The organism is Streptomyces sp. NPDC014870 (genome assembly GCF_043081505.1).
Lineage (GTDB): Bacteria > Actinomycetota > Actinomycetes > Streptomycetales > Streptomycetaceae > Streptomyces.
Genome location: NZ_JBIBWQ010000001.1, coordinates 553,798 through 579,560, shown reverse-complemented (window position 1 = coordinate 579,560; position 25,763 = coordinate 553,798). Strand labels below are relative to the sequence as shown.

The window sequence follows — 25,763 nt, the reverse complement described above, 5'->3', positions numbered from 1 at the left end:
AACGAGCCGAGGAATCCACGTGCACCTGTCGTCGCAACGACGCCTTGCCGTCAGTGCCACCCTGGTGGCCGCACTCGCCGCCGGTGTCGCGCCCGCCACCAGCGCGGTCGCCGCTCCCGCCGGTCCCGCCGCCGCCCGCGCCGCCACCGACCCGCTCCGCGCGGTCGACGCCGGCCCGCGCTCGCTGGGCCGGCTCCCCGACATGGAGGGCGTCGCCGCGGCGCTGAACGACGCCATGGCCAAGGGCGCCCCGGGCGCCATGGCCCGCTACACCGGACCCACGGGCGTCAAGACGCGCGCCCTCGGGGTCCGCGACCGCGCCTCGGGCGCGGCCATGGACACCCAGGCGCGGTTCCGGATCGGCAGCGTCAGCAAGACCTTCTCCGCCGTCGTCCTGCTCCAGCTGGTGGACGAGGGCAAGATCGAGCTCGACCAGCCGGTCAACCGCTACCTGCCGGGGCTGCTGCCCGACGACCGGATCACGGTGCGTCACCTGCTCACCCACCGCAGTGGGTTGGCGGACTACACCAACGCCATGTTCAACCAGACGGTCCCCGGCTTCGAGGCCGTCCGCAACCGGGTCTTCAGCTACCAGGAGCTGGTGGACCTCTCCCTGAGCGAGCCGCGCACCACGGAGCCCGGCGTGGCGTACAAGTACTCGAACGCCAACTTCGTCGTCGTCGGCATGCTCATCGAGAAGCTCACGGGCAAGCCGGTGGCCCAGGAGTACGAGCGCCGCATCTTCAAGCCGCTGGGCCTGCGGAACACCTCGTACGTCCACCCCGACACCAAGATCTCCGGGCTCCAGGTGCGCGGCTACCTGCACCCCGACGAGGCCGGCGGCGCGCTCGTGGACTCCACGGAACAGACCGTGTCCTGGGCGCAGTCGGCCGGTGCGGTCATCTCCAACCCGGCGGACCTGAACACCTTCACCGGCGCGCTGATGCGGGGCCGGCTGCTGTCGCCCCGCATGCTGGAGGCGATGACGACGGTCACCCCGACGGACGCCACCAACACCCGCTTCTACGGCCTCGGCCTGCGCCGCTACGACCTCTCCTGCGGGACCCAGGTCTTCGGCCACACCGGGACCGTGCAGGGCTTCTACACCTACGCCTTCTCGACCCGTGACGGCCGCCGCAGCCTCTCCGCGATGGCGAACACCTCCAACCGCGGCGAGGCCAACACCGCGCTCGGCGCCACGCTGGAGGCCGCCTTCTGCGGCAAGAAGCCGGCCCCCGCCGCGAAGTCGACGTCCCGCGCGGCCACGCTCGACGCGCAGGCGCCGGCGGCGCTCGCTGCCGAGCAGGACCTGCCCGAGAACCGCTGATCCACGGGCGCGGGGCCGCCGCGTCCGCGTGACCGGCGGCCCTCCCGCATACGTGTGCACGCCGGGGTGGCTAGAGCCAGCCCGACCGCTGGGCCTGGAGCGCCAGCTGGAAGCGGTTCGCCGCGCCCAGGCGCGCCATCAGGATCTGGAGGCGGCGGAAGAGCGTGCGCCGGCTGATCCCCAGCTCGCGGGCGACCACCTCGTCGCTCGCGCCGCCCGCGAGGAGCCACAGCAGGCGCCGGTCGGCGGGGGGAAGCCCGCCCGGGCGGGTGGTGCGGCCGTGGAACGGCAGGGCGCTCCGCCAGGACTCCTCGAACAGCGCCACCAGCGCCGAGAGCAGCCCGCACGGCTGCACCACCAGCATCGTGTGGTGCACCTCCGCCTCCCGGATCGAGAGCGACACCAGCGCGTACGCCTCGTCGATGATCACCAGCTTGACCGGTACGGACGGCAGGACCCGGGCCTGCTCGCCGGCCTCGACGGCCGGCTCGATCGCCTCGCGCAGTCGGCCCGGGTACTCCAGCGACTCACGGGAGTAGATGACGCGCTGGGTCACCCCGCGCGCGAGCGTGGCCAGCGCGTCCTCCGTCGCTCCCGGAGTGGGGAAGTACGGCGGTGACTCGAACTGCCGGATCTGCTCGCGGGCGCTCGCCCACGCCTGGCGCAGCCGGGGACCGACCGCGTCCCCCGTGACGACCTCCACGAGCGGGGCGTCGTACGCCGCGAGCCGCCGGCGCCGGAACGACTCGAAGGCGCCGCCGACCGCGAGCCGGGACTCCTCAAGCTCGGCCGCCCGGTGCCGGGCCAGGACCTCCAGACCGGCCGCCGGCGGCACCGGGGCCACCACGTCCGCACCCTCGGCGGCTGTGCGGGCCAGACCCGCGTCGGCCAGTTCGCCGTAGGCCGCCGCGAGCTCCTCGCCGTCCAGCGCGGTCGCCTCCCCGAGCGCGTCAAGCGGCGCCGGTGCCAGGTCGAGGAGCGCCAGATAGACCCGCACGGCGGGTTCGCCGACGCCGAGCAGTCGGAGCGCCTCACCGAGTTTCGCGTTTGTCATGCCTCGCATTATCGGCGCCCGGCGTGGCCGATCAGTGCCACTGGCACTCCTGAGCACCCGGCGCCCGCTCCCGGGGCTAGCGTCCGTCCGCGACGGCACCGCACGGACGAAGGGACCCGACATGGCCAAGGGCCGGAAGAACGGTCTGTACACGGAGATCTCCGACGAGCTCTCCGCCCTCATGCGCACGGGCTGGGCGGACACCGAACGGCACGACCTGGAACTCGACGAGCAGGCGCCGTACGCGGCCCGCCGCAGGGCCGCGCTCTCCGCGCGCTTCCCCGGCGAGCGGCTGGTGATCCCGTCCGGCAACCTCAAGGTCCGCTCGAACGACGACACCTACCCCTTCCGCCCGTACACCGGCTATGTGCACATGACCGGCGACCAGGCACGGGACGGCGCCCTCGTCCTCGAACCCCGCGCGGACGGCGGACACGACGCGTACTGCTACCAGCTGCCCCGGGACGGCCGGGACGACGACGAGTTCTGGACCGGGCCCACGGCCGAGCTGTGGATGGGCCGCCGCCGCTCCCTCGCCGAGTCCGCGCGGGTCCTCGGCCTGGACTGCCGCGACGTCCGCACGGCGGCCCGCGACCTCGCGACCGCCTCCGCCGTCCCGACCCGGATCGTCCGCGGTGTCGCCCCGGCCCTGGAGGCCGCCGTCACCACCGACGCGGAGCGCGACGAGGAGCTGGAGGAGGCGCTGAGCGACCTCCGGCTCGTCAAGGACGCGTGGGAGCTGGCCGAGATGCGCAAGGCCGTGGACTCCACCGTGCGCGGCTTCACCGACGCCGTCGGCGAGCTGTCCCGCGCGGTCGCCTCCTCCGAGCGCTGGATCGAGGGCACGTTCTTCCGCCGCGCCCGCCTTGAGGGCAACTCCGTCGGCTACGGCTCGATCTGCGCCGCCGGCGACCACGCCACGATCATGCACTGGACGGACAACGACGGCCCGGTGCGCCCCGGGGAGCTGCTCCTGTTCGACGCCGGGGTGGAGACCCGCACCCTCTACACCGCCGACGTCACCCGCACCCTCCCGATCAGCGGCACGTTCTCTCCCGTGCAGCGGAAGGTCTACGACGCCGTGTACGAGGCGCAGGAAGCGGGCTTCGCCGCCGTGAAGCCGGGCGCCGCCTACCGCGACTTCCACGAGGCGTCCCAGCGCCACCTCGCGGCCCGGCTCGTCGAGTGGGGCTTCATCGAGGGGCCCGCCGAGCGCGCGTACACCCTCGGTCTGCAGCGCCGCTTCACCATGGCGGGGACCGGCCACATGCTCGGTCTCGACGTCCACGACTGCGCGCAGGCCCGCAACGCCGAGTACGTCGACGGGGTCCTCGAGCCCGGCATGGTGCTCACCGTCGAGCCCGGCCTGTACTTCCAGCCGGACGACCTCACCGTGCCCGAGGAGTGGCGGGGCATCGGCGTCCGGATCGAGGACGACCTGGTGGTGACGGCCGACGGGCACGAGAACCTGTCGGCCGGCCTGCCGCGCACGGCGGAAGAGGTCGAGGCGTGGATGGCCCGGACGGCCGGCTGAGCGTGGTCCACAGGTGATCCCGTGCGGGGGTTGTCCACAGGTTCACCCGACCGGGACGGGAGTGTCGGCCGCCGCCGTTAGGCTTCTGGAATGGTCCTTCCGGAAGCTTCCCCCGCGACCCCCTCCGAGGCGTCGGAGGTGCTGCACCGTGTCTTCGGCTACAGCTCCTTCCGCGGCGCACAGCAGGAGATCGTCGAGCAGGTCGTCGGGGGCGGCGACGCTCTCGTCCTGATGCCCACAGGCGGCGGCAAGTCGCTCTGCTACCAGATCCCGGCGCTGGTCAGATCGGGCACGGGCGTCGTGATCTCGCCGCTCATCGCGCTGATGCAGGACCAGGTGGACGCGCTGACCGCCCTCGGCGTGCGGGCCGGATTCCTGAACTCCACCCAGCAGGCGTACCAGCGGCAGACCGTCGAGCAGGCCTTTCTCGCCGGCGAGCTCGACCTGCTCTACCTGGCCCCCGAGCGGCTGCGTTCGGAGGGGACGCAGCGGCTCCTCGACCGGGGCACGGTGTCGCTCTTCGCGATCGACGAGGCGCACTGCGTCGCCCAGTGGGGCCACGACTTCCGGCCCGACTACCTCGCCCTCTCGATGCTGCACGAGCGCTGGCCGAAGGTGCCGAGGATCGCGCTGACCGCGACGGCGACCGAGGCCACCCACGCCGAGATCGCGGCGCGGCTCGGCCTCCAGGAGGCCCGGCACTTCGTCGCGAGCTTCGACCGGCCGAACATCCAGTACCGCATCGTCCCGAAGAACAACCCGCTCAAGCAGGTCCTGGAGCTGATCCGCACGGAGCACGACGGGGACGCGGGCGTCGTCTACTGCCTCTCCCGCTCCTCCGTCGAGAAGACGGCCGCCTTCCTGGTGGAGCAGGGCATCGACGCCCTGCCGTACCACGCGGGCATGGACGCCCGGACGCGCGCGGCGAACCAGGCCCGCTTCCTGCGCGAGGACGGCGTCGTGATCGTCGCGACGATCGCCTTCGGCATGGGCATCGACAAGCCGGACGTCCGGTTCGTCGCCCACCTCGACCTGCCGAAGTCCGTCGAGGGCTACTACCAGGAGACCGGCCGGGCCGGCCGCGACGGCGAGCCGGCCACGGCCTGGCTGGCGTACGGACTGCAGGACGTGGTCCAGCAGCGCAAGCTCATCGAGGGCTCCGAGGGCGACGAGACGCACCGCCGGTCCCTGGCCGCACACCTGGACGCGATGCTCGCGCTCTGCGAGACGGTCGACTGCCGCCGGGTCAGGCTGCTCGCCTACTTCGGGCAGCAGGCCGAACCCTGCGGCAACTGCGACACCTGCCTGACCCCGGCCGAGTCCTGGGACGGCACGGTCCCGGCGCAGAAGCTGCTGTCCACGGTCTGGCGGCTGGCCAAGGAGCGGCGCCAGAAGTTCGGCGCCGGCCAGATCATCGACATCCTGCAGGGCAAGCGGACCGCCAAGGTCATCCAGTTCGACCACGACGGCCTCACGGTCTTCGGTATCGGCGCCGACCTGTCGACCGCCGAGTGGCGCGGGGTCGTCCGCCAGCTCCTCGCGCAGGGGCTCCTCGCGGTGGAGGGCGACTACGGCACGCTCGTGCTGACCGAGGCGAGCGGCGAGGTGCTCGGTGGCCGCCGCGAGGTCCCGATGCGGAAGGAGAAGGCGCCCGCCGCGAGCTCCCGTACGAAGGAGAGCAGTGCGCGCTCGGGGAAGGGCGCCCGCGTGCCGGTCGACCTGCCGGCCGAGGCCGTCCCCGTCTTCGAGGCGCTGCGGGCCTGGCGGGCCGCGACGGCGCGCGAGCAGGGCGTTCCGGCGTACGTCGTCTTCCACGACGCCACGCTGCGGGAGATCGCGACGCTTTCTCCCACCACGGTCCAGGAGCTGGGCACCGTCGGTGGCGTGGGCGAGGCCAAGCTCGCCAAGTACGCCCAGGGCGTCCTGGACACCCTGGCCGAGAGCCGCGCCCCGGGGACGGCTGCCGCCGCCCCGGAGACGCAGCCGTCGGTTACGGCGCCCCCGTCGCCCCCGGCGTCCCGAGCGGGGTTCGACGAGGAGCCGCCGCCCTTCGATCCGGAGGAGGAGCCGCCCTGGGACGACTGGGAGTGAGCGCCCGGGGCGGGGTCCGGTGGTCGGGGGCGGCCGTGCCGAGGCCGGCCGTCAGGGCCGGTCGGCCAGGAGCGCTCCGGGGGAGGGGAAGTACTCCTCCGCCGCGACCTCCCGGCCCGCCTCGGTGCGTAACCGGCCGAGCACCAGGCCGCGTTCGGCTCCCGTGGCGGCCTTCGGCCCCGTGACGATCACGACGCCCTCGTCCTCCCGGTGGATGACCAGGCCGGGGGCGCCGGAGTAGGTGCCCTCGGAGACCCGTGCCCCGAGCAGTTCGAGCCGCCGGCCGTCGTGGTGGGTGTAGGCCGTCGGGAAGAGATGGCGCCGGTCCTCGACCAGCCGGGCGATCTCCTCGGCCGGGCGCGTCCAGTCGATCCGGCCGTCCTCGACCGAGCCCGTACGGGCGGGTGTCTCGTACCGCGGCTGCTCGTGCACGACGCCGGCCGGGGCCGGTTCGAGGTGCCGGTGGACACGGCGGAGCAGGGAGCCGAGCAGCTCGCGTTCCTCCGTGCTCAGCGGCGCCAGGACCTCGTCGTCGGTCGACGCGATCTCCGCGTTGAGCGCCCCCAGAAAGGCCCTGCCCGCCGGGGTCAGGCGGACGACCACACGGCGCCGGTCCGCCGGATCCCGGCCGCAGTCGACATGGCCCGTCTTCACCAGATCGTTGACGATCTTCACCAGGTCGCTGGCGTTCATGTCGAGCCGGGCCGCGAGGACCGTCTTCATCTGCGGGCCCAGATCGGCGACCATCGCCATCACCGTCAGGTGCCACAGGCGGAGACCGTGCGCCGAGAGCTTCTCGGTGAGTCTGCGGCGGGCGGCCTTGCCGAGCGCGTACAGCAGGTAGGCGTTGAGGTTCAGCACGCTGGGCGGTGTCGTGCTCAAGGAGCGCGGGCCCAGGGGGTGCGAGGCGCCGCCGAGTTCGGCCGGTCCGCCGGGCCCCGCGGGTTCCGTGGGACGCGCGGGCTGTGCCGGCTGTGCGGGCTCGGTGGGCGGCTGCACGGGTCCGGCGGGGGACGGTGCGGCCAGCAGCGCGGAGAAGCCGCCCTGCGCGGGGTCGATGGTCAGCTCGGACTCGGCGAGCGAGCTGAAGACCCGCGCCCAGTCGGTCGGGACGTTCGATATGCCGACGACGGCGAACCTCGTGCCGTTCGCGTCGTGAGCGGTGCCGGAGGTCACCCGGTGTTCCATGGATCTTCCTGTTCCCCGTACGAGTTAGGTGAACCTAACCCAGTCATTCTGTATGGAGCCGGCGCCCCCAGGACCGTCTGGGGGCGCCGGAGTTCGGGAGGTCAGGGGCGGCTGGTGAGGTAGCCGCCCATGGAGGTGAAGTACTCCGTCGCGGGCAGCTCCCGGCCGTCCTCGGTCCGTACGCGGGTGATCGCCAGGCCGTGGTTGCGGCCCGTGCGGGCGTCGGCGCCGGCGACGATCACGACGCCCTCGCCCTCGCGGTAGAAGATCCGGCCGGGCGTGCCGCCGTAACGGCCCTCGGACACCGCGGCCGAGAGGATCTCGACGCGCTTGCCCCTGTGGAAGGCGAAGGCCGCCGGGTACGGCGCGGACTGGGCGCGCACCAGGCGCTCCAGGACGTCGGCGGGCCAGTCCCAGTTGATCCGGATGTCTTCCTCGGAGCGCTTGTGGAAGAAGCTGGCCTGCGAGCGGTCCTGCTTGGTGAACTCGGTCTGCCCGGAGGCGATCAGGCCCAGGGCGCCGATCGTGACGGGGGCGATGAGGTCGACCGTCTTGTGGAACAGGTCGGTCGCGGTGTCGGTGGGACCGATCGGCACCGCGCGCTGGTCGACGATGTCGCCCGCGTCGAGCACCTCGTCCATCATGTGGGCCGTGACGCCGACTTCGGACTCGCCGTTGATCATCGCCCAGATGATGGGGGAGAAGCCGGCGTACTTGGGCAGCAGGGAGTCGTGGATGTTCAGCGTGCCGTGCCGGGGCAGCGTGTAGATCCGCGGCGGGATCCAGGTGCGCCAGTTGTTGGCCACGATGATGTCCGGGTCGGCGTCCTTGAGTGCCTGGAACAGCTCTTCGTCGTCGGGCCTGTTGCGGATGACGACCGGAACGCCGTGCTCCTCGGCCAGGTCGGCGACCGAGTCGCTCCAGATCTTCTCGTACGCGTGCTCGCTCTTGGGGTGCGTCACGACCATCACCACGTCGTGCTCGGAGTCCAGGAGTGCTTTCAGGGTGGCGTGCCCCCAGGTCTGGTAACCGAACATGACGACCCGCATGGGGTTCCTCCTCAGAAGAGCGAATGACCGCGCCAAGTAAAGCAAGGCTTACCTAAGGATGCAACGGGCCCCCATTTCACGGCTGTTCACGGCCGTCATCTCTCGCTTGTCCGTTTTGCCCAGTCGACAGTTCAAGCCAGGTCAGGTTAGCTTTACCTAAGTTCGGCTGGCCGAGGTCCACGGCGAGGTCGGCACCCGTCTTTTCATCCACGCCTCACTGGCGGCTGTCCCGCACGATGGGAGTGACATGTCACAGGTTCTTCCTGGCGACACACCTCTGGTTCATGACCTCATAGGTATCGGCTTCGGGCCGTCCAACGTGGCCATGGCGATCGCGCTGAGCGAGCACAACGCTCGCGTCGGCAGGCAGGAGGCGGTCACTGCTCACTTCTTCGAGCGTCAGGCGAGCTTCGGCTGGCACCGCGGCATGCTCATCGACGACGCCACCATGCAAGTCTCCTTCCTCAAGGACCTGGTGACGCTCCGTAACCCGTCGAGCGAGTACACCTTCCTGCGCTATCTGCAGAGCAAGGGCCGGCTGATCGACTTCGTCAACCACAAGAACCTCTTCCCGCTCCGCGTGGAGTTCCACGACTACTTCGAGTGGGCCGCGGCCAAGGTCGACGACATGGTCTCCTACGGCCACGAGGTCGTCTCCGTCGAGCCCGTGGTGCGCGACGGCGTGGTGGAGTACCTCGACGTCACCGCCCGTTCCGGCACCGAGACCGTGGTCCACCGGGCCCGAAACCTCGTCATCGGTACGGGACTTCGCCCGCTGATGCCGGAGGGCGTCGAGCGGACCGACCGCGTCTGGCACAACTCCGACCTGCTCGCCAAGGTGGACGGCCTGGAGGGCACCGACCCCCAGCGCTTCATCGTCGTCGGCGCCGGCCAGAGCGCCGCGGAGAACCTGGCCTACCTGCACCGCCGCTTCCCGCAGGCCGAGATCTGCGCGGTCTTCTCCCGCTACGGATACAGCCCCGCGGACGACAGCAGCTTCGCCAACCGGATCTTCGACCCGGCCGCCGTCGACGAGTACTACACGGCTCCCGACGACATCAAGCGCCGGCTGATGGACTATCACGGGAACACCAACTACTCGGTCGTGGACATCGATCTGATCGACGACCTGTACCGGCAGGCGTACCAGGAGAAGGTGCTCGGCAACGAACGGCTGCGCTTCCTCAACATCTCCCGGCTGACGGGCGTCGAGGACGCCGGAGACACCGTCAGGGCCACCGTCACCTCCCTCGTCACCGGCGAGGAGAACGTCCTCGACGCCGACGTGGTCGTCCTCGCCACCGGTTACAGCCAGGCCGAGCCGCTCGGACTGCTCGGCGACGTCGCCGAGCGCTGCCACCGCGACGCGCAGGGCCGGGTCCGGGTCGAGCGGGACTACCGGATCGCGACCGACCCCGAACTGCACTGCGGCATCTACCTGCAGGGCGGCACCGAGCACACCCACGGCATCACGTCGTCGCTGCTCTCCAACACCGCGATCCGGGTCGGCGAGATCCTCGACTCGATCCTGGGTCGGAAGCCGGAGCCCGCGCCTGGCGTCGCCCACCAGGTCGCCGACGGCATCGGCTCGGTCCGCTGACCCCACCAGGCTGCTGACGCGCCGTCAGTCGGCCGGCCGGCGGGTCCGTCCCGCGCGGCCGTGGAAGGGCCCCTCCTCCCCAAGGCCCTTCCACGGCCGGACGGCCCCCCACCCAAGCCCCCACTCGCTCCACCCGCCGCCTCGCGTCGTCGTACGCGGCGGGCGGGCACGCACTGTGTCATCCCCGTGAAAGGAACATCCGTGTCCACTGGTACGCGCCCCGCTCTGACGCGCTTCGTCAGATACGTCCCCAGGGTGGCCGTCGCCACCGTCGCCGCGCTCGCGCTGTCCGCCTGTGGGGGCGGGAGCGAGAAGACGGAGGCCAAGCCCTCGGGCGAGGCGAAGCCCTCCGCGTCCACCGCCTTCCCGGTGACCGTGGAGCACAAGTACGGCAGCACGACGATCGAGGCGGAGCCGAAGAAGGTCGTCACCCTGGGCCTGTCGGACCAGGACGCGGTTCTGGCGCTCGGGATCAAGCCGGTCGGAGCGGTGGACTGGTTCAAGGAGACCCCGTACGGCAAGTGGCCGTGGGCGAAGGACAAGTGGGGGACCACGAAGCCGGAGATCGTCGGCGAGCGCGACGAGTACAACATCGAGAAGATCGCGGCGCTCAAGCCCGACCTGGTGATCGCCCAGTACTCGGGCATGAAGAAGGAGCAGTACGACACGCTTTCCAAGTTCACCAAGGTCGTCGCGCAGCCCAAGGACCTCCCCGACTACGGCGCCTCCTGGCAGGTCATGACGCGGCAGATCGGCAAGTCCCTCGGCAAGACCGCCGAGACCGAGAAGCTGATCACCGACATCGACGCCCGCTTCAAGGCCGTCCGTGACAAGCACCCCGAGTTCGCCACGAAGACCATCGCCGTCGCCGACAGCTTCGAGGCCGGCAAGTACTCCGCCTTCACCAAGACCGACCCGAAGGCGATCTTCTTCAACGAGCTCGGCTTCAAGCTGAAGCCCGAGATCGACACCCTGGCCAAGCCGGGCTGGAACGTCGCCGAGCTGAGCGCCGAGAAGCTGAACGTGCTCGACGTCGACCGCCTCGTCTGGGTCACCTCCAGCACCGAGGCCAACGAGCGCATCAAGGCCGAGCCGCTCTACAAGAAGCTCAAGGTCAACCAGGAGAAGCGCGACCTGTTCGTGCCCTACCAGGACCCGGACATCGGCGCGGCGTTCTCCTTCAACACCGTCCTGTCGATCCCGTACGCCATCGACGAGGTCGAGCCGCTGATCGCGGCCATCAAGTAAGCGCCGGCACACCGGCATCCCGCCCGTCCGCCGAGCTCTCGCGGACGGGCGGGCCTCACTGACGTACCACCAGGGAAAGGCCCATTCGAACGATGTTTGACGTCGCGTCGGACCGGACGTCCGCTTCCGGAACACCCGTCACCGGCGGGCAGTCCGGCATCTGGCTGGCCCAGCAGATCGACCCGGACAGCTCCGCCTACAACATCGTGTTCGCCCTGGACCTGCGAGGGGACGTCGACCTCGACCGCCTCGCCGCCGCCGTGCGCCAGTCCGTCGACGAGGCCGAGAACCTGCACGTGCGCGTCACGGCCGAGCACGGCGTACCCCGTCAGACGGCCCACCGCACCCCCTACGACGTGCCCGTCGTCGACCTGCGCGGCGCCGAGGACCCCGCGCGCGAGGCCGAGGCCTGGATGGCCGCCGACCGCGAGCGCACCCTCGACCTCGCCCGGGACACCCTCTTCGGCCACGCCCTGCTGCGCCTCGCCGACGACCACGTCCTCTGGTACCAGCGCTACCACCACATCGTCACCGACGGCATGGGCGTCGCCCTTGTCACCCGCCGGGCCGGCCGGCTGTACACCGCCGGCGACGACGCCCCCGCGCCCCGCGACTGGGCGCTCGACCGGCTCGTCGACGCCGATGGCGCCTACCGCGCCTCCACCGCCCACCAGGACGACCGCGCCTACTGGTTGGACCGGATGGCCCACCGCGCCGAACCCGTCCGCCTCGTCGAACGCGCTCCGCTGCCCATGACCCGGCGGCTGCGCCGCACCTCGGAGCTGCCCACCGGTCTGACCGGACGTCTCCACGCCGCCGCCGAACGCGCCGGCACCCGCGTCTCCCGCGTCCTGGTCGCGGCCGTGGCCGCCTACCTCCACCGGGTCAGCGGCGAGCAGGACCTCGTCCTCGGCCTGCCGATCGCCGCCCGCCAGGACCCCGCCGCCGCCGAGATCCCCGGCATGGTGTCCAACATCGTGCCGCTCCGCCTGGCCGTCCGCCCCGGCACGACCGGCACCGAACTCCTCACCGCCGTACGGCACACGGTCGGCGAAGCGGTCGCCCACGGGCGCTACCGCGCCGAGGACCTGGCCAGGGAGCTGGGCCTCGCCGACGGCGTCAACGAACTCGTCGGCCCCACCGTCAACGTCCTGCCCCGCCCCGAGGACCTCCGCTTCGGCGACCACGCGACCGAACTCGAACCGGTCTGGCTCGGCCCGGTCAGCGACCTGGCCGTCAGCTTCGCCGAGTGCGACGGCGGGCGCGGCCTGCGCGTCCACCTCGACGCCGACGCGGCCGTCTGCGACGAGGAGACCCTCCGGGGCCACGAGACCCGCCTCCTCGCCCTCCTCGGCGCCTTCACCGAGGACCTCGACCGGCCGGTCGGCCACCTCGAGCTCAGCTCCTCCGCCGAACGCTCCCTGCTCCTCGGTGAGTTCGGCGTCGCCCCGTGCGAGTCGCCCGAGCTGACCTGGCCCGAGGCCTTCGAGCGGCAGGTCCGCCGCACCCCCGACGCCACCGCCCTCGTCTGCGAGGACGTCGAGCTGACGTACGCCGAACTCGACGCGCGCGCCAACCGTCTTGCCCGGCTGCTGCTCGCCCGGGGCGTCGTCGCCGAGGACGTCGTCGCCGTCGCCGTCCCGCGCTCCGCCGAACTCGTCGTCTCCCTGCTGGCCGTGATGAAGACCGGCGCCGCCTACCTGCCGCTGGACGCCGACCACCCGCAGGACCGGATCGCCTACATGCTCGCCGACGCGGGCGCCCGCACGGTCCTCACCACCCACGAGCTGTCCGCCGCGCTCCCGGACGCCCCCGGCGTCGCCCACCTGCTGCTCGACGACCCCTCGGTGGCCGCCGAATGCGCCGCTCTCGACGGCGCCGACCTGGACGTGGCGATCGCGCTCGACCAGGCCGCGTACGTCATCTACACCTCCGGCTCCACCGGCCGGCCCAAGGGCGTCGTCGTCTCCCACGACGGCGTCGGCAGCCTCGTCGCCACCGCCACCGAACGCATCGGCATCACCGCCGAGAGCCGGGTCGTCCAGTTCGCCTCCGTCGGCTTCGACGTGACGGTCTGGGATCTCATCATGTCGCTCTGCGTCGGCGGCCGGATCATCGTCGTGCCCACCGAGCGCCGCGTCGCGGGGCACGCCCTCACCGACTACATCGCCCGGCACCGCGCCACCCACATGATCCTCCCGCCGTCCCTCGTCTCCGCCCTGCCGCAGGAGTGCGAGCTGCCCGACGGCGCCGTCCTGATCGTCGGCACCGAAGCGGTCCCCAGCGAGCTGATCGCCCGCTGGAACGGGCGGCTCCAGGTCGTCGTCGCCTACGGCCTCACCGAGGCCACCGTCAACTCCACGCTCTGGGTCGCCACGCCCGACCGGCCCGGTCCCGCGCCCATCGGCGAACCCGACCCCAACACCCGCGCCTACGTCCTCGACTCCGCGCTCCGGCTCGTTCCCGTGGGCGCCGAGGGCGAGCTGTACGTCGCCGGTCGCGGCCTCGCCCGCGGCTACCTCGGCCGCCCCGGCCTCACCTCGGAGCGCTTCGTCGCCGACCCGTACGCCGACGAGCCCGGCGCGCGGATGTACCGCACCGGCGACCGCGTCCGCTGGGGCGCCGACGGCAACCTGGAGTTCCTCGGCCGCTCCGACGGCCAGATCAAGATCCGCGGCCACCGCATCGAGCCCGGCGAGGTGGAGAGCGCCTTCATGGCCTGCGAGGGCATCGCCCAGGCCGCCGTCCTGGTCCGCGAGGACCACCGGAGCGCCAAGCGCCTCGTCGCCTACCTGGTCGCCGAGGCCGGCACGGACCCGGAGGCAGCCGTCGCCGCCGCCCGCACCCGGATCGCCGGGGCGCTGCCGGACTACATGGTCCCCTCCGCCGTCGTACGCCTCGAAGGACCGCTGCCCCTGACGCCCAACGGCAAGTTGGACGCCAAGGCACTTCCCGAGCCCCGGTGGACCGTGACGGCCGGCGGCGACGCGCCCACCACGCCCGCCGAGACCGCGCTCGCCGCGCTCTTCGCCGACGTGCTGCGGCTGCCGTCGGTCGGCGTCCACGACAGCTTCTTCGAGCTCGGTGGCGACAGCATCGTCGCCATCCAGCTGGTCAACCGCGCCCGCGAGGCAGGGCTCGCGATCACCCCGCGCGACGTCTTCCGGCAGCGGACGGTGTCGGCGCTCGCCCGGACCGGCGACGCGGCCGACGCCCCCGCGGCCGCTCCCCGTACCGTTGTGCTCGACGAGGACGCGCTGCCGGTCTCCCCGCTCCAGGAAGGTTTCTTCTTCCACGCGGAGTTCGACCGCGACGCCGCCGACCTCTACGTCGTCCAGGAACTCCTCGACCTCGGCGGCACCGTCGACCCGGCACGGCTCCGGGACGCGCTCCAGCTCCTCCTCGACCGGCACCCGCTGCTGCGCGCCGCCTTCCGCCAGCTCCCCGGCGGCCAGGTCGTCCAGCGCCTCGCCGACCGCGCCGAACTGCCCTGGAACGAGGCCGACACCGCGCACACCCCGCTCGCGGAGGTGCTGCGCCAGGACCGTGCCGAGGGCTTCGATCTCGCCGCGCCGCCGCTGATGCGGGCCACCCTGATCCGGGACGGGCAGCGCCACCGGCTGCTGCTCACCCTGCACCACATCATCGCCGACGGCTGGTCGGTCTCCGTCCTGCTGCGCGAACTCACCGCCGCCTACACGTGCGATGCCCTGCCCGAGCCGCCCGCGCCCGAGCCCTACCTGACCTGGCTGGCGAGCCGCGACCTCGACGCCGCCCGCGAGGCGTGGCGGCACGCCCTGGCCGGCCTCGACGGCCCGACCCGGCTGCCCACGCTCGCCACGGGCGCCCACGACGGCGCGCCCGCCGCGCTGCCCGAGCACGTCGACGTCCGGCTCCCCGAATCGCTCACCGCCGAACTCACCGACCGCGCCCGCAGCCACGGACTGACCCTGTCGACCGTCGTCAACGGGACCTGGGCGCTCCTCCTCGGCGGTCTCACCGGCAGCCAGGACGTCGTCTTCGGCACCACCGTCTCCGGCCGCACCACCGAGGTCGAGGGCCTGGACGCGGCCGTCGGCCTGTTCATCAACACCGTGCCCGCCCGGGTCACCCTGCGCGCCGACGAGTCGCTCGCCGAGCTGCTGCTGCGCGTCCAGGACGAGCACGCGGGCCTGCTGGACCACCAGCACCTCGGCCTCGCCGAGATCCAGCGGATCGCGGGCGGCGGCAGTGGCAGTGGCGGTGGCGGCGAACTCTTCGACACCCTGGTGGTGTTCGAGAACTACCCGACCGGCGATCTGTCCACCGACACCGAGCCGGGGGCCCTCCGCCTCACCGGCGCCGAGGTCCTCGACGCCGTCCACTACCCGCTCGCGCTCATCGTCGAGCAGGGCGGCGACGGGCTCGCGCTGCGCTTCAAGTACGACGCGGCCCGGCTCGACCAGCTCTCCGTGGCCGTGGTCGCCCACCGCTTCGAGGCGCTCCTGCGGACCCTGCTGGCCGACCCCGCCCGCCCGGTCGCCCGGGTCGGGCTGCTCTCCGAGCGCGAGACCGAACGCCTGACCGCGCTCAACGCCACCGCGCACCCGCTGCCGGACGAGGACGCCACCCTCGCCTCCCTCTTCGCCGCCCAGGCGGCCAGGACGCCCGACGCCCCGGCCGTCGTCTTCGAGGGCGCCACCCTCACGTACGCCGAACTCGACCGGCGCGCCGAGACCCTGGCCCGGCGGCTGCGGGCGCGCGGCGCGGGCCCCGAGCGGTTCGTCGCCGTCGCCGTGCCCCGCTCGGCCGAGCTGATGGTCGCGCTGCTCGCCGTGCACAGGGCGGGCGCCGCCTACCTGCCCGTCGACCTCGACTACCCCGCCGACCGGGTCGCGTTCATGCTCGCCGACTCCGGCGCCCGTACGGTCCTCACCACCGCCGACGCGGCCGGCCGGCTGCCCGCCGCCCCGGACCTGGAACACGTCCTGGTCGACGGGCCGGCCGAGGAGGTCCCCGACACCGAGGCCGTCCACGCCCGGTCGGACCACCCCGCGTACCTGATCTACACCTCCGGCTCCACCGGCCGCCCCAAGGGCGTCGCGGTCACCCACCGGGCGATCGTCAACCGCCTCGCCTGGATGCAGGACGCCTACCGGCTCGACGGCGACGACCGGGTGCTCCAGAAGACCCCGTCCAGCTTCGACGTCTCCGTCTGGGAGTTCTTCTGGGCCCTGACCGAGGGCGCCACCGTCGTCCTCGCCCGCCCCGACGGCCACCGCGACCCGGCGTACCTCGCCGAACTGATCCGTACCGAACGGATCACCACCCTGCACTTCGTCCCCTCCATGCTGGCCGCCTACGTGCAGGTCATGGAGACGGCCGAGCCCGGCGCCGCGGAGTGGGCCGCGAGCCTGCGCCGGGTGTTCTGCAGCGGCGAGGCCCTCACAGGACCTGACGCCCGCCGCTGGTCCGAGCTGACCGCGCGGCGCGGCGACGCGGGTCCCGTGCCGCTGCACAACCTCTACGGCCCCACCGAAGCGGCCGTCGACGTCACCTACTTCCCGTTCGAGGGCGGTACCGAACTCGCCGTACCGATCGGCCGGCCCGTCTGGAACACCCGCCTGTACGTCCTCGACGCCTTCCTGCGCCCCGTCCCCGACGGTGTGCCGGGCGAGCTGTACCTCGCGGGCGTCCAGCTGGCCCGTGGCTACCACGACCGGCACGGCCTGACCGCCGAGCGGTTCGTCGCCGACCCGTTCGGCGAGCCCGGCGCCCGGATGTACCGCACCGGCGACCTGGTCAGCCGGCGCGCCGACGGCGCCGTCGAGTACCTCGGCCGGACCGACCGCCAGGTCAAGGTGCGCGGCAACCGGATCGAACTGGGCGAGATCGAGGCGGAGTTGGCCGCCCTGCCGGGCGTCGCCCGGGCCGCCGTGATCGTCCGCGACGGTGCCCTCCTCGGCTACGCGGTGCCGGCCCCCGGCGCCGCCCCCGACGGCGAGGCGCTCCTGACCGCGCTCGCCGGGGCGCTGCCCGCGGCCACGGTCCCGAGCGCCGTCACCATCCTCGACGCGCTGCCGCTCTCGCCCAGCGGCAAGCTCGACCAGAACGCCCTGCCCTCGCCGTCCGTCGCGCCCCGGGCCGGCGGACGCGCGCCCCGCGACGAGCGGGAGCGCGCGCTGTGCGAGATCTTCACCGATGTCCTCGGTCTTCCGGGGATCGGTGCCGACGACGACTTCTTCATGCTCGGCGGCGACAGCCTCAGCTCCATCTCCGTCGCCACCCGGGCCCGTGAAAGGGGACTGACCATCAGCCCGCGCGATGTGTTCGAGCACCGTACGCCCGCCGCGCTCGCCGCGACGGCCGCCCAGGTGCCGGACGAGCCCGCCGCAGAGACCGCCCCCGAGGCGCCCGCCGCGGTCACCGTGTCCGCGGCCGACGCGGGGCAGGCCGCCGCCGCCCTGCAGGCGATGCTCGCCGCCCAGGCCCAGTCCGGCGCCGCCGTCGACCCCGCCCTGCAGGCGCTGCTCGACCAGCTGACCGCGGGCGCCGGTGCCCCGGCGGAACCCGAGGCCCCCGCGCCGCTCGGCGGCCTCGAACTGACCGAGGAGGAGACCGCCCGCGTCGAGGCCGTCTCCGGCCACCCGGTCGCCGACATCTGGCCGCTCTCCCCGCTCCAGGAGGGCATGTACTTCCACGCCACCTACGACACCGGGGACGCCCTCGACGTCTACCTCTCCCAGGAGACCCTGGACCTCGACACGACCCTGGACGTCGACCGGCTGCGCGCCGCCTGCCGGGCGCTCCTGGAGCGCAACGCGAGCCTGCGCGCCGGATTCACCAGCGACGGCCTGCCCAGGCCCGTGCAGTTCATCGCCGACGGCGCCGAGATCCCGCTGACGCTGACCGACCTGACCAGGCTCTCGGCCCAGGAGCGGAACGCCCGGATGGAGGAGCTGCTCGCCGCCGACCGCCGGCAGCGCTTCGACCTGTCGGCGCCGCCGCTCTGCCGGCTCCACCTCATCCGGCTCGGCGACGGCCGCGACCGACTCGTCGTCACCCACCACCTCGTCCTCTGGGACGGCTGGTCCGCCTGGCTCTTCCTGGAGGAGCTGTTCGGGCTGTACGAGCGGTCGGGCGACGCCACCGGACTGCCCACCCCCGGCTCCTACCGCGACTACCTGGCCTGGCTGGACCAGCAGGACACCGCACGAGCCCTCGGCGCCTGGCGCGACGCCCTCGCGGGCTTCGACGAACCGACCCTGGTCGCCCCCACGGGCCGCGACGCGGGCCCCGTCCTCCCGGCCGACCACGACGCCGTCCTGACCCGGGAGGCCAGCGACCGGCTCCGCGCGGCCGCGCGGCAGCACGGCCTCACCCTCAACACGGTCCTCAACGCCGCCTGGGGCCTGGTCCTCTCGGCGACCACCGGCCGCTCGGACGTCGCCTTCGGCACGGCGGTCGCAGGCCGGCCCGCGGACGTGCCCGAGGTCGCCGGCATCATCGGCATGTTCCTCAACACCATCCCGGCCCGGGTCGCCTTCGCCCCGGACGAGCCGCTGCTCGACCTGCTGCGCCGCATGCAGTCGGAGCGCGCCGCCGTCATGCCGTACGAGTACGTCGGCCTCGGCACCCTCCAGCAGGAGACCGGACACCGCCGCCTCTTCGACACCCTCTTCGTGCTCCGCTCCGCCGACGGCGAGGACCGGGTCGCCGCGCTCCGGCAGCGCCACGGCATCACCGACGTGTCGAACGTCGACGGCACCCACTTCCCGCTCACCCTGATCGTCACCCCCGAGACCCGGCTCCGGGTCACCCTCGCCGCTCGGCCCGACCTCTTCGACGCGGAGGCGTCCGCCACCGTCCTCGGCCGGTTCACGACCGTCCTGGAGCGCATCGGAGAGCTGCTCGCCGCTCCCGACGCGGCCACCGCCCGCACGGTCGCCGTGGACCTGCTGCTGCCGGCCGAGCGCGCCGCGCTGACCACCGAGTGGGCCGGCAGCCGGGAGGCCGTCCCGAACGAGACCATCGCCGACATGCTGACGGCCCAGGTCGCCCGCACCCCGCACGCGGTGGCCCTCGTCTTCGGCGAGCGCTCCCTCACCTACGCCGAACTCGACGCCCACATCAACCGGATCGCCCGGCTGCTCCTCGCCCGGGGCGCCGGGCCGGAGAAGGCCGTCGCGCTCGCGCTGCCCCGGTCCATCGACATGGTCGCGGCCCTCTTCGCCGTCCTGCGCACCGGCGCCGCCTACCTGCCCCTCGACCTGGACCACCCGGCCGACCGGCTGCGCCTCATGATCGAGGACACCGGACCGCTCTGCGTGGTCTCCACCGAGGCCGTCGCCCCGACCCTGCGGGCACCCGGCGCAAGCGCGGGTGGGCCCGCGGTGCCCGAACTCCTCCTGGACGACGCGGCCGTCGCCGCCGAGCTTGCCGCCCTCCCCGGCGGGGAGATCACCGACGCCGAGCGGCCCTCGTTCGCCCACGACGTCGCGGACCGGCTCGAACACCCCGCGTACATCATCTACACCTCCGGCTCCACCGGCAGGCCCAAGGGCGTCGTCACCCCCTACCGGGGTCTGACGAACATGCAGCTCAACCACCAGAAGGAGATCTTCGACCCGGCCATCGCCTCGGCCGGCGGGCGGCGCCTGCGCATCGCCCACACCGTCTCCTTCGCCTTCGACATGTCGTGGGAGGAGCTGCTCTGGCTCGTCGAGGGCCATGAGGTGCACGTCTGCGACGAGGAGCTGCGCCGCGACGCCGAGGCGCTGGTCGCCTACTGCGACGAGCACCGGATCGACGTCGTCAACGTGACGCCCACGTACGCCCAGCTGCTCATCGAGGAGGGCCTGCTCCGCGGCGAGGAGTCCGGCCCCGGGCACCACCGGCCCGCGCTCGTCCTGCTCGGCGGCGAGGCCGTCTCCGACACGGTCTGGACGACCCTCGCCCGCACCCCGGACACGTACGGCTACAACCTGTACGGGCCGACCGAGTACACCATCAACACCCTCGGCGGCTCGACCACCGACAGCCGCACCCCCACCGTCGGCCGGCCCATCCGCAACACCCGCGCCTACGTCCTGGACGCCATGCTGCGCCCGGTCCCGCCGGGCTGCCCCGGCGAGCTGTACATCGCCGGCACGGGCCTCGCCCGCGGCTACCACGACCGCCCGGGACTGACCGCCGAACGGTTCGTCGCCGACCCCTTCGGCGAGCCCGGCGAACGGATGTACCGGACCGGCGACCTCGTCCGGGAGCGGTACGACGGCCTCCTCGACTTCCTGGGCCGCACCGACGACCAGGTCAAGATCCGCGGCTACCGCATCGAGCTCGGCGAGATCTCCACCGCGCTCTCCTCGCACCCCGAGATCGCGCACGCCGCCGTCGTCGTCAACGAGAGCACCGGCACCAAGCGGCTCGTCGGCTACTTCGCACCCGAGGCCGGCACCGAGCCGGGGGAGGAGCTGATCGGGCGGCTCCGCGACCACCTGAAGGCCGGGCTGCCCGACTACATGGTCCCCTCCGCGCTCGTCCCGGTGCAGACACTGCCGCTGACCGTCAACGGCAAGCTCGACGTACGGGCCCTGCCCGCACCGGACTTCGCGGGCAGCGGCACCAGCCGCGCCCCCCGCACCCCGCGCGAGGAGACGCTCTGCGCCCTCTTCGCCGAGGTCCTCGGCCTGCCCGAGGGCAGCGTCGGCATCGACAGCGACTTCTTCGACCTGGGTGGCCACTCGCTGCTCGCGACCCGGCTCGTCAGCCGCGCCCGCACCGCCCTCGACGCCGAACTCGCCATCCGCGACCTGTTCGAGGCGCCCACCGTCGCCGAGCTCGTCGAGCGCGCGGACAGCGCCGGCGGCGCCGCACGCCCGGCCCTGACCGCGGGGGAGCGCCCCGACGAACTCCCGCTCTCCCACGCCCAGCAGCGGCTCTGGGTCATCCAGCAGATCGAGTGCACCTCGGCCGCGTACAACTTCCCGCTGGTCATGCGGCTGCGCGGGGCCTTCGACGCCGACGCGTGGGCGCGGGCGGTCGGCGATGTGACCGCCCGCCACGAAGCCCTCCGCACGGTCTTCGTCCAGCGCGACGGCCAGGCGTTCCAGAAGGTGCTGCCCGCCGACCGGGCCCGGCCGCCGGTGGAGCGGATCCACGACGTCACCGAGGACCAGGTCCCCGACCTCGTCGAGACCCTCGTCAACCGGCCCTTCGACCTCGCCGCCGAACTGCCCGTACGCACCACGGTGATCGGACTCGCGCCGGACGACCACGTCGTCGTCCTGCTGCTCCACCACATCACCACCGACGAGTGGTCCGACCGCCCGTTCCTGCGCGACCTGGCCACCGCCTACGCGGCCCGCCTCGCCGGCGCGGCGCCCGAGTGGGAGCCGCTGCCCGTCCAGTACGCCGACTACGCCCTGTGGCAGCAGCGCCTGCTCGGCGACCCGGCGGACGCCGACAGCCTGGCCGCCCGCCAACTGGAGTACTGGCACACCACCCTGGACGGCGCTCCCGAGGAGCTGGAACTCCCCACGGACCGTCCTCGGCCCGCCCGTCCGGCCTTCACCGGCGCCGAACTGGACCTCGCCTTCGACACCGACGTCCACGAGGGCCTGAAGCGGCTCGCCCGGGAGACCGGCGCCAGCATGTTCATGGTCGTCCACGCCGCCGTCGCCGCCCTCCTGCACCGGATGGGCGCCGGCACGGACATCCCGCTCGGCTCGCCCATCGCGGGGCGCGGCGACGAAGCCCTCGACGACCTGGTCGGCTTCTTCGTCAACACGCTCGTGCTCCGTACCGACCTGAGCGGCGACCCGTCCTTCACCGAGCTGCTCGGCCGGGTCCGGGAGACCGACCTCGCCGCCTTCTCGCACGCCGACGTGCCCTTCGAGTCGGTCGTGGAGAAGCTCAACCCGACCCGCTCGCTCTCCCGGAACCCGCTGTTCCAGGTGATGGTCGGCTACCACGCCCGCACCGGCGGCGGCTTCGAACTGCCCGGCCTGAGCGCCGACTTCGTGCCCTTCCGCATCCGCTCCGCCAAGTTCGACCTGGTGTTCAGCTTCACCGAGCACACGCCGGCCGACGGCTCCACCGGCTCCCTGGCCTGCCGCCTGGAGTTCGCCACCGAGCTGTTCGACCACGAGACCGTCGAGCGCCTCGGCGCGCGCCTCACCGCGCTCGTCGCGGCCCTGGTCGCCGCACCGGAGGCGCCCGTGTCGCGCGCCGAGATCCTGGCGGGCGACGAACGGCACCTGGTCCTCGAGGGCTTCAACGGCACCGCCCGCGAGGTGGACGAGGAGACGTTCCCGGCCCTCTTCGCGGCGCGCCTCGCCGAGCGCCCCGACGCGGTCGCCGTCGTCGACCGCGACCTGACCGTCACCTACGCGGAGCTCGACGCCCGCGCCAACCGGCTCGCGCACCTGCTCGCCGCGCGCGGCGTCGGAGCCGAGAGCGTGGTCGGCGTGGCCGTGCCCCGCTCGGTCGACATGGTCGCCACCGTGCTCGCCGCGCTGAAGCTGGGCGCCGCGTTCCTGCCGCTCGACCCGGTCCACCCGGCCGACCGGCTCACCTACATGATCGAGGACTCGCACGCCGCGCTCGTCGTCGGCACCGAGCCGGTCGCGGGCAAGATCCCGCAGGTGGCGGGCGTACCGCTGGTGCTGCTCGACGAACCGGCGGTCGCCACCGACCTCGCGGCCCGGCCGGAGACCCCGGTCGCGACCGCGCCGGTCCTGCTCGACCAGGCCGCGTACGTCATCTACACCTCCGGCTCGACCGGCCGGCCCAAGGGCGTCCTCGTCCCGCACGAGGGCATCGCCAGCCTCGTCGCCACGGCCGTCGACCGCATGGGCCTGGAACACGACAGCCACGTCCTGCAGTTCGCCTCGATCGGCTTCGACGTCTTCGCCTTCGAGCTGTCGATGGCGCTCTGCCACGGCGGCCGTCTCGTCCTCATCACCGACGAGGCACGGGTCGCGGGCCCGGCGCTCACCGACTTCCTGGCCGAGCAGGCGATCAGCCACATGATCCTGCCGCCGTCGCTCGTCTCCGCCCTGCCGCCCGGCTGCGCCCTGCCCGAGGGCTCGACCGTGCTCGTCGGTACGGAGACGGTGCCGCCGGACGTCTTCGAGCGGTTCGGCGCCACGGCCCACCTGATCTGCGCCTACGGGCTCACCGAGGCGACGGTCAACTCCACGCTGTGGGCCTCGCGCGAGCACGGCGGCCGCCCGTCCGGCCGAGTGCCGATCGGCCGACCGGACCCCAACACCCGCGCTTACGTCCTCGACGACCACCTGCGGCCCGTCCCGCCGGGCGTCGTCGGCGAGCTGTACGTGGCAGGTCGCGGCCTCGCCCGCGGCTACCTCGGCAAGGCGCCGCTCACCTCCGAGCGGTTCGTCGCCGACCCGTACGGCCCGGCCGGCGGCCGGATGTACCGCACCGGTGACCGCGCCCGCTGGCGCGCGGACGGCAACCTCGACTTCCTCGGGCGCGTCGACACCCAGGTGAAGGTCCGCGGCTTCCGCATCGAGCTCGGCGAGATCGAGGCCGCGCTCGCCGGGCACCCGTCGGTGGCCCAGGCCGCCGTGGTGCCCGACCGCGACGGCGACATCGTCCGCCTGGTCGGCTACGCGGTCCCCGAGACCGGGGAGGTGGACCCCCAGGAGCTGCGCGCCCACGTGGCCGGGCAGCTGCCCGAGTACATGGTCCCGGCGCTCGTCATCGCGCTCGACGGTCCGCTGCCGCTGACCCCCAACGGCAAGCTGGACCGCAAGGCGCTGCCCGTACCGGACTGGGCGGCGATGACCGGCGACGCGAAGCCCGCCAACGCCACGCAGGCCCACCTCGCCGAACTCTTCTGCGAGATCCTCAAGCTGGAGAAGGTCGGCGTCCACGACAACTTCTTCGCGCTCGGCGGCCACTCCATGGCCTCGATGCGGCTCCTCGGCCGGATCCGCACCGAGTTCGGCGTGGAGCTGAGCATCCGCGACGTCTTCGACGCGCTGACCGTCGCCGGGATCGAGGGCAAGCTCAAGGGCGCGGCGACGGCCCGCCCGGCGCTGCGGCGGGAGGCGGGCCGCCCCGAACTGCCCGCCGAGGCCGCTCCGGTACAGCGCTGGCAGTGGGACGCCCACCACGGTCGCGGCCGTTCCGCGGCCTTCGACCACGCGCTGGTCCTGCGCGCGCCCGGCGGTGGCCTGGACGCCGCCGCGCTGTCCGCCGCGCTCGCCGACGTGGCCGAGCGCCACGAACCGCTGCGCACGCGGTACAGCGAGGAGGCCGGCACGCTCCACCAGCGCGCGTCGAAGCCCCTGGCCCTGCGGACCGAGACGACCGACGACCTGGAGGCCCGCCTCGCCGAACTGGCCGCGGGCGCGCCCCGGGCCGACCTGGACGTACCGGTGGGCGCCCACCTCCTGACGGCCGCCGGTACGGGGGAGCAGGCGCTGCTCCTGACCATGCAATACCTGGTCGTCGACGAATGGTCGGTCGTCCCCCTCTTCCGCGACCTGACGTCGGCGTACCAGGCCCGTACGGAGGGCCGGGCGCCGCAGTGGCGGCCGCTGCCCGTCTCGTACCGGGACTACGCCCGTTGGGCCCGCGAGGTCCTGGGCGACCTGCGGTCCCCGGAGAGCCTGGGCGGCCGCCAACTGGACTACTGGCGTACGACGCTGGACGGCATCCCGCCGAGGATCGCTCTCCCGGCGGACGGCCCGCGCCGGGAGGACGCGTCCGGCGCCGACCACGTCGGCTTCGTCCTGGACGAGGAACTGCACGCGGCCGTGGACGAGCTGGCCAGGGCGACCGGCACCAGCATGTTCATGGTGCTGCACTCCGCCCTCGCCGGGGTCCTCACCGCCCATGGCGCGGGCACGGACCTGCCCATCGGCACGATGGTCGCGGGCCGCACGGACGACCAACTGACGGACCTGGTGGGCTGCTTCTTCAACACGGTGGTCCTGCGCACCGACACCACCGGCGACCCGACCTTCGCGGAGCTGCTGGCCCGCGTACGGGAGACCACGCTCAGCGCCCTCGACCGGCAGGACGTCCCGTTCGAGGAGGTCGTCCGGGCGACGGGACTGCCGCCGAAGGGCCCGCAGGTGATGGTCATCCACCACGAGCAGGCGGACCTGGAGCGCCTGGAGGGCGGCATCGGCTCCCTCGACGCCGTACCGACCGGCTCGACCCGGGCCGACCTGACTCTCAGCTTCTACGAACCGCAGGGCGACGGTCCGGTCCACTGCGGCCTGATCCACGCCACCGACCTGATCGGCACCGCCAAGGCGCGGAAGCTCGCCGACGAACTGCAGAGGCTGCTGCGCACCGTGGCCGCCGACCCGGAACAGCCGCTCTCGGAACTGTTCACCGCCATGTCCACAAGGAGTGACAACGCATGAGCACCAACCCGTTCGAGGACCCGCAGGGCACCTTCCTGGTCCTGGTCAACGACGAGAACCAGCACTCGATCTGGCCCTCGTTCGCCGAGGTCCCCGCCGGCTGGCGCACCGCCTTCGGCGAGGCCACCCGCGACGCCTGCCTGGCGTACGTGGAGGAACACTGGACGGACCTCCGCCCGGCCTCCCTGACCACGGCCCAGCAGGCCTGACGGCCCCTCGGGACGAACCGAGGCCGCCGCCGGTGGAGCAGATCTCCACGGGCGGCGGCTTCGAGGTACTCCGAGGAGG

At 73.0% G+C, this 25,763-nt stretch carries 10 protein-coding genes; 7 read left to right on the top strand and 3 right to left on the bottom strand.

All coding sequences use genetic code 11. From position 1 onward, the window contains the following. Positions 1 to 19: 19 nt before the first annotated feature. Entirely contained in the window at positions 20 to 1,327 is a 1,308-nt protein-coding gene (locus ACF09C_RS02405; RefSeq protein WP_392087724.1) for a serine hydrolase domain-containing protein, read from the top strand. A 70-nt stretch (positions 1,328 to 1,397) separates the two neighbouring features. On the opposite strand, the gene ACF09C_RS02400 is transcribed toward ACF09C_RS02405, so the two are convergent. Next, positions 1,398 to 2,381: a LuxR family transcriptional regulator gene (locus ACF09C_RS02400; protein WP_392087721.1), complete on the bottom strand. Its 984-nt coding sequence runs from the start codon at positions 2,379 to 2,381 to the stop codon at positions 1,398 to 1,400. A gap of 121 nt (positions 2,382 to 2,502) precedes the next feature. Between ACF09C_RS02400 and ACF09C_RS02395 the strand changes: the two genes are divergently transcribed. Together ACF09C_RS02395 and recQ are read left to right on the top strand one after the other, a co-directional pair. Then, on the top strand, positions 2,503 to 3,915 hold the full coding sequence (locus ACF09C_RS02395) for an aminopeptidase P family protein (protein WP_392087719.1): 1,413 nt from the start codon (positions 2,503 to 2,505) through the stop codon (positions 3,913 to 3,915). Between the two features lie 90 nt (positions 3,916 to 4,005). Then, on the top strand, positions 4,006 to 6,006 hold the full coding sequence (gene recQ / locus ACF09C_RS02390; RefSeq protein ID WP_392087717.1) for a DNA helicase RecQ: 2,001 nt from the start codon (positions 4,006 to 4,008) through the stop codon (positions 6,004 to 6,006). A 51-nt stretch (positions 6,007 to 6,057) separates the two neighbouring features. Here the strand turns inward: recQ and ACF09C_RS02385 are convergent, their stop codons facing one another. Both ACF09C_RS02385 and ACF09C_RS02380 read right to left on the bottom strand, forming a co-directional pair. Further along, entirely contained in the window at positions 6,058 to 7,194 is a 1,137-nt protein-coding gene (locus ACF09C_RS02385; RefSeq protein WP_392087715.1) for a winged helix DNA-binding protein, read from the bottom strand. Positions 7,195 to 7,295: 101 nt separating this feature from the next. Next, positions 7,296 to 8,243: a methionyl-tRNA formyltransferase gene (locus tag ACF09C_RS02380; RefSeq protein WP_392087712.1), complete on the bottom strand. Its 948-nt coding sequence runs from the start codon at positions 8,241 to 8,243 to the stop codon at positions 7,296 to 7,298. A gap of 247 nt (positions 8,244 to 8,490) precedes the next feature. Here ACF09C_RS02380 and ACF09C_RS02375 point away from each other — a divergent pair, with 247 nt between their 5' ends. From ACF09C_RS02375 to ACF09C_RS02360, 4 genes are all read left to right on the top strand, one after another. Then, a complete protein-coding gene (locus ACF09C_RS02375) occupies positions 8,491 to 9,843 on the top strand; it encodes a lysine N(6)-hydroxylase/L-ornithine N(5)-oxygenase family protein (RefSeq protein WP_392087710.1) in 1,353 nt (450 codons plus the stop codon). 201 nt (positions 9,844 to 10,044) lie between these two features. Beyond that, positions 10,045 to 11,091 carry an iron-siderophore ABC transporter substrate-binding protein gene (locus ACF09C_RS02370; protein WP_392087708.1) on the top strand — a complete coding sequence of 349 codons (1,047 nt, stop codon included), beginning with the start codon at positions 10,045 to 10,047 and terminating at the stop codon, positions 11,089 to 11,091. A 92-nt stretch (positions 11,092 to 11,183) separates the two neighbouring features. Beyond that, on the top strand, positions 11,184 to 25,475 hold the full coding sequence (locus ACF09C_RS02365; protein ID WP_392087705.1) for an amino acid adenylation domain-containing protein: 14,292 nt from the start codon (positions 11,184 to 11,186) through the stop codon (positions 25,473 to 25,475). Beyond that, a complete protein-coding gene (locus ACF09C_RS02360) occupies positions 25,472 to 25,684 on the top strand; it encodes an MbtH family protein (RefSeq protein WP_392087703.1) in 213 nt (70 codons plus the stop codon). Before ACF09C_RS02365 ends, ACF09C_RS02360 begins: the two co-directional genes overlap by 4 nt. The last annotated feature ends 79 nt before the right edge of the window (positions 25,685 to 25,763 follow it).

Bases quoted from the DNA above. Each gene is read 5' to 3' on its own strand.
- ACF09C_RS02365 (WP_392087705.1), top strand. From the start codon at position 11,184: ATGTTTGACGTCGCGTCGGACCGGACGTCCGCTTCCGGAACACCCGTC.
- ACF09C_RS02385 (WP_392087715.1), bottom strand. From the start codon at position 7,194: ATGGAACACCGGGTGACCTCCGGCACCGCTCACGACGCGAACGGCACG.
- ACF09C_RS02380 (WP_392087712.1), bottom strand. From the start codon at position 8,243: ATGCGGGTCGTCATGTTCGGTTACCAGACCTGGGGGCACGCCACCCTG.
- ACF09C_RS02375 (WP_392087710.1), top strand. From the start codon at position 8,491: ATGTCACAGGTTCTTCCTGGCGACACACCTCTGGTTCATGACCTCATA.
- ACF09C_RS02395 (WP_392087719.1), top strand. From the start codon at position 2,503: ATGGCCAAGGGCCGGAAGAACGGTCTGTACACGGAGATCTCCGACGAG.
- ACF09C_RS02400 (WP_392087721.1), bottom strand. From the start codon at position 2,381: ATGACAAACGCGAAACTCGGTGAGGCGCTCCGACTGCTCGGCGTCGGC.
- ACF09C_RS02360 (WP_392087703.1), top strand. From the start codon at position 25,472: ATGAGCACCAACCCGTTCGAGGACCCGCAGGGCACCTTCCTGGTCCTG.
- recQ (WP_392087717.1), top strand. From the start codon at position 4,006: ATGGTCCTTCCGGAAGCTTCCCCCGCGACCCCCTCCGAGGCGTCGGAG.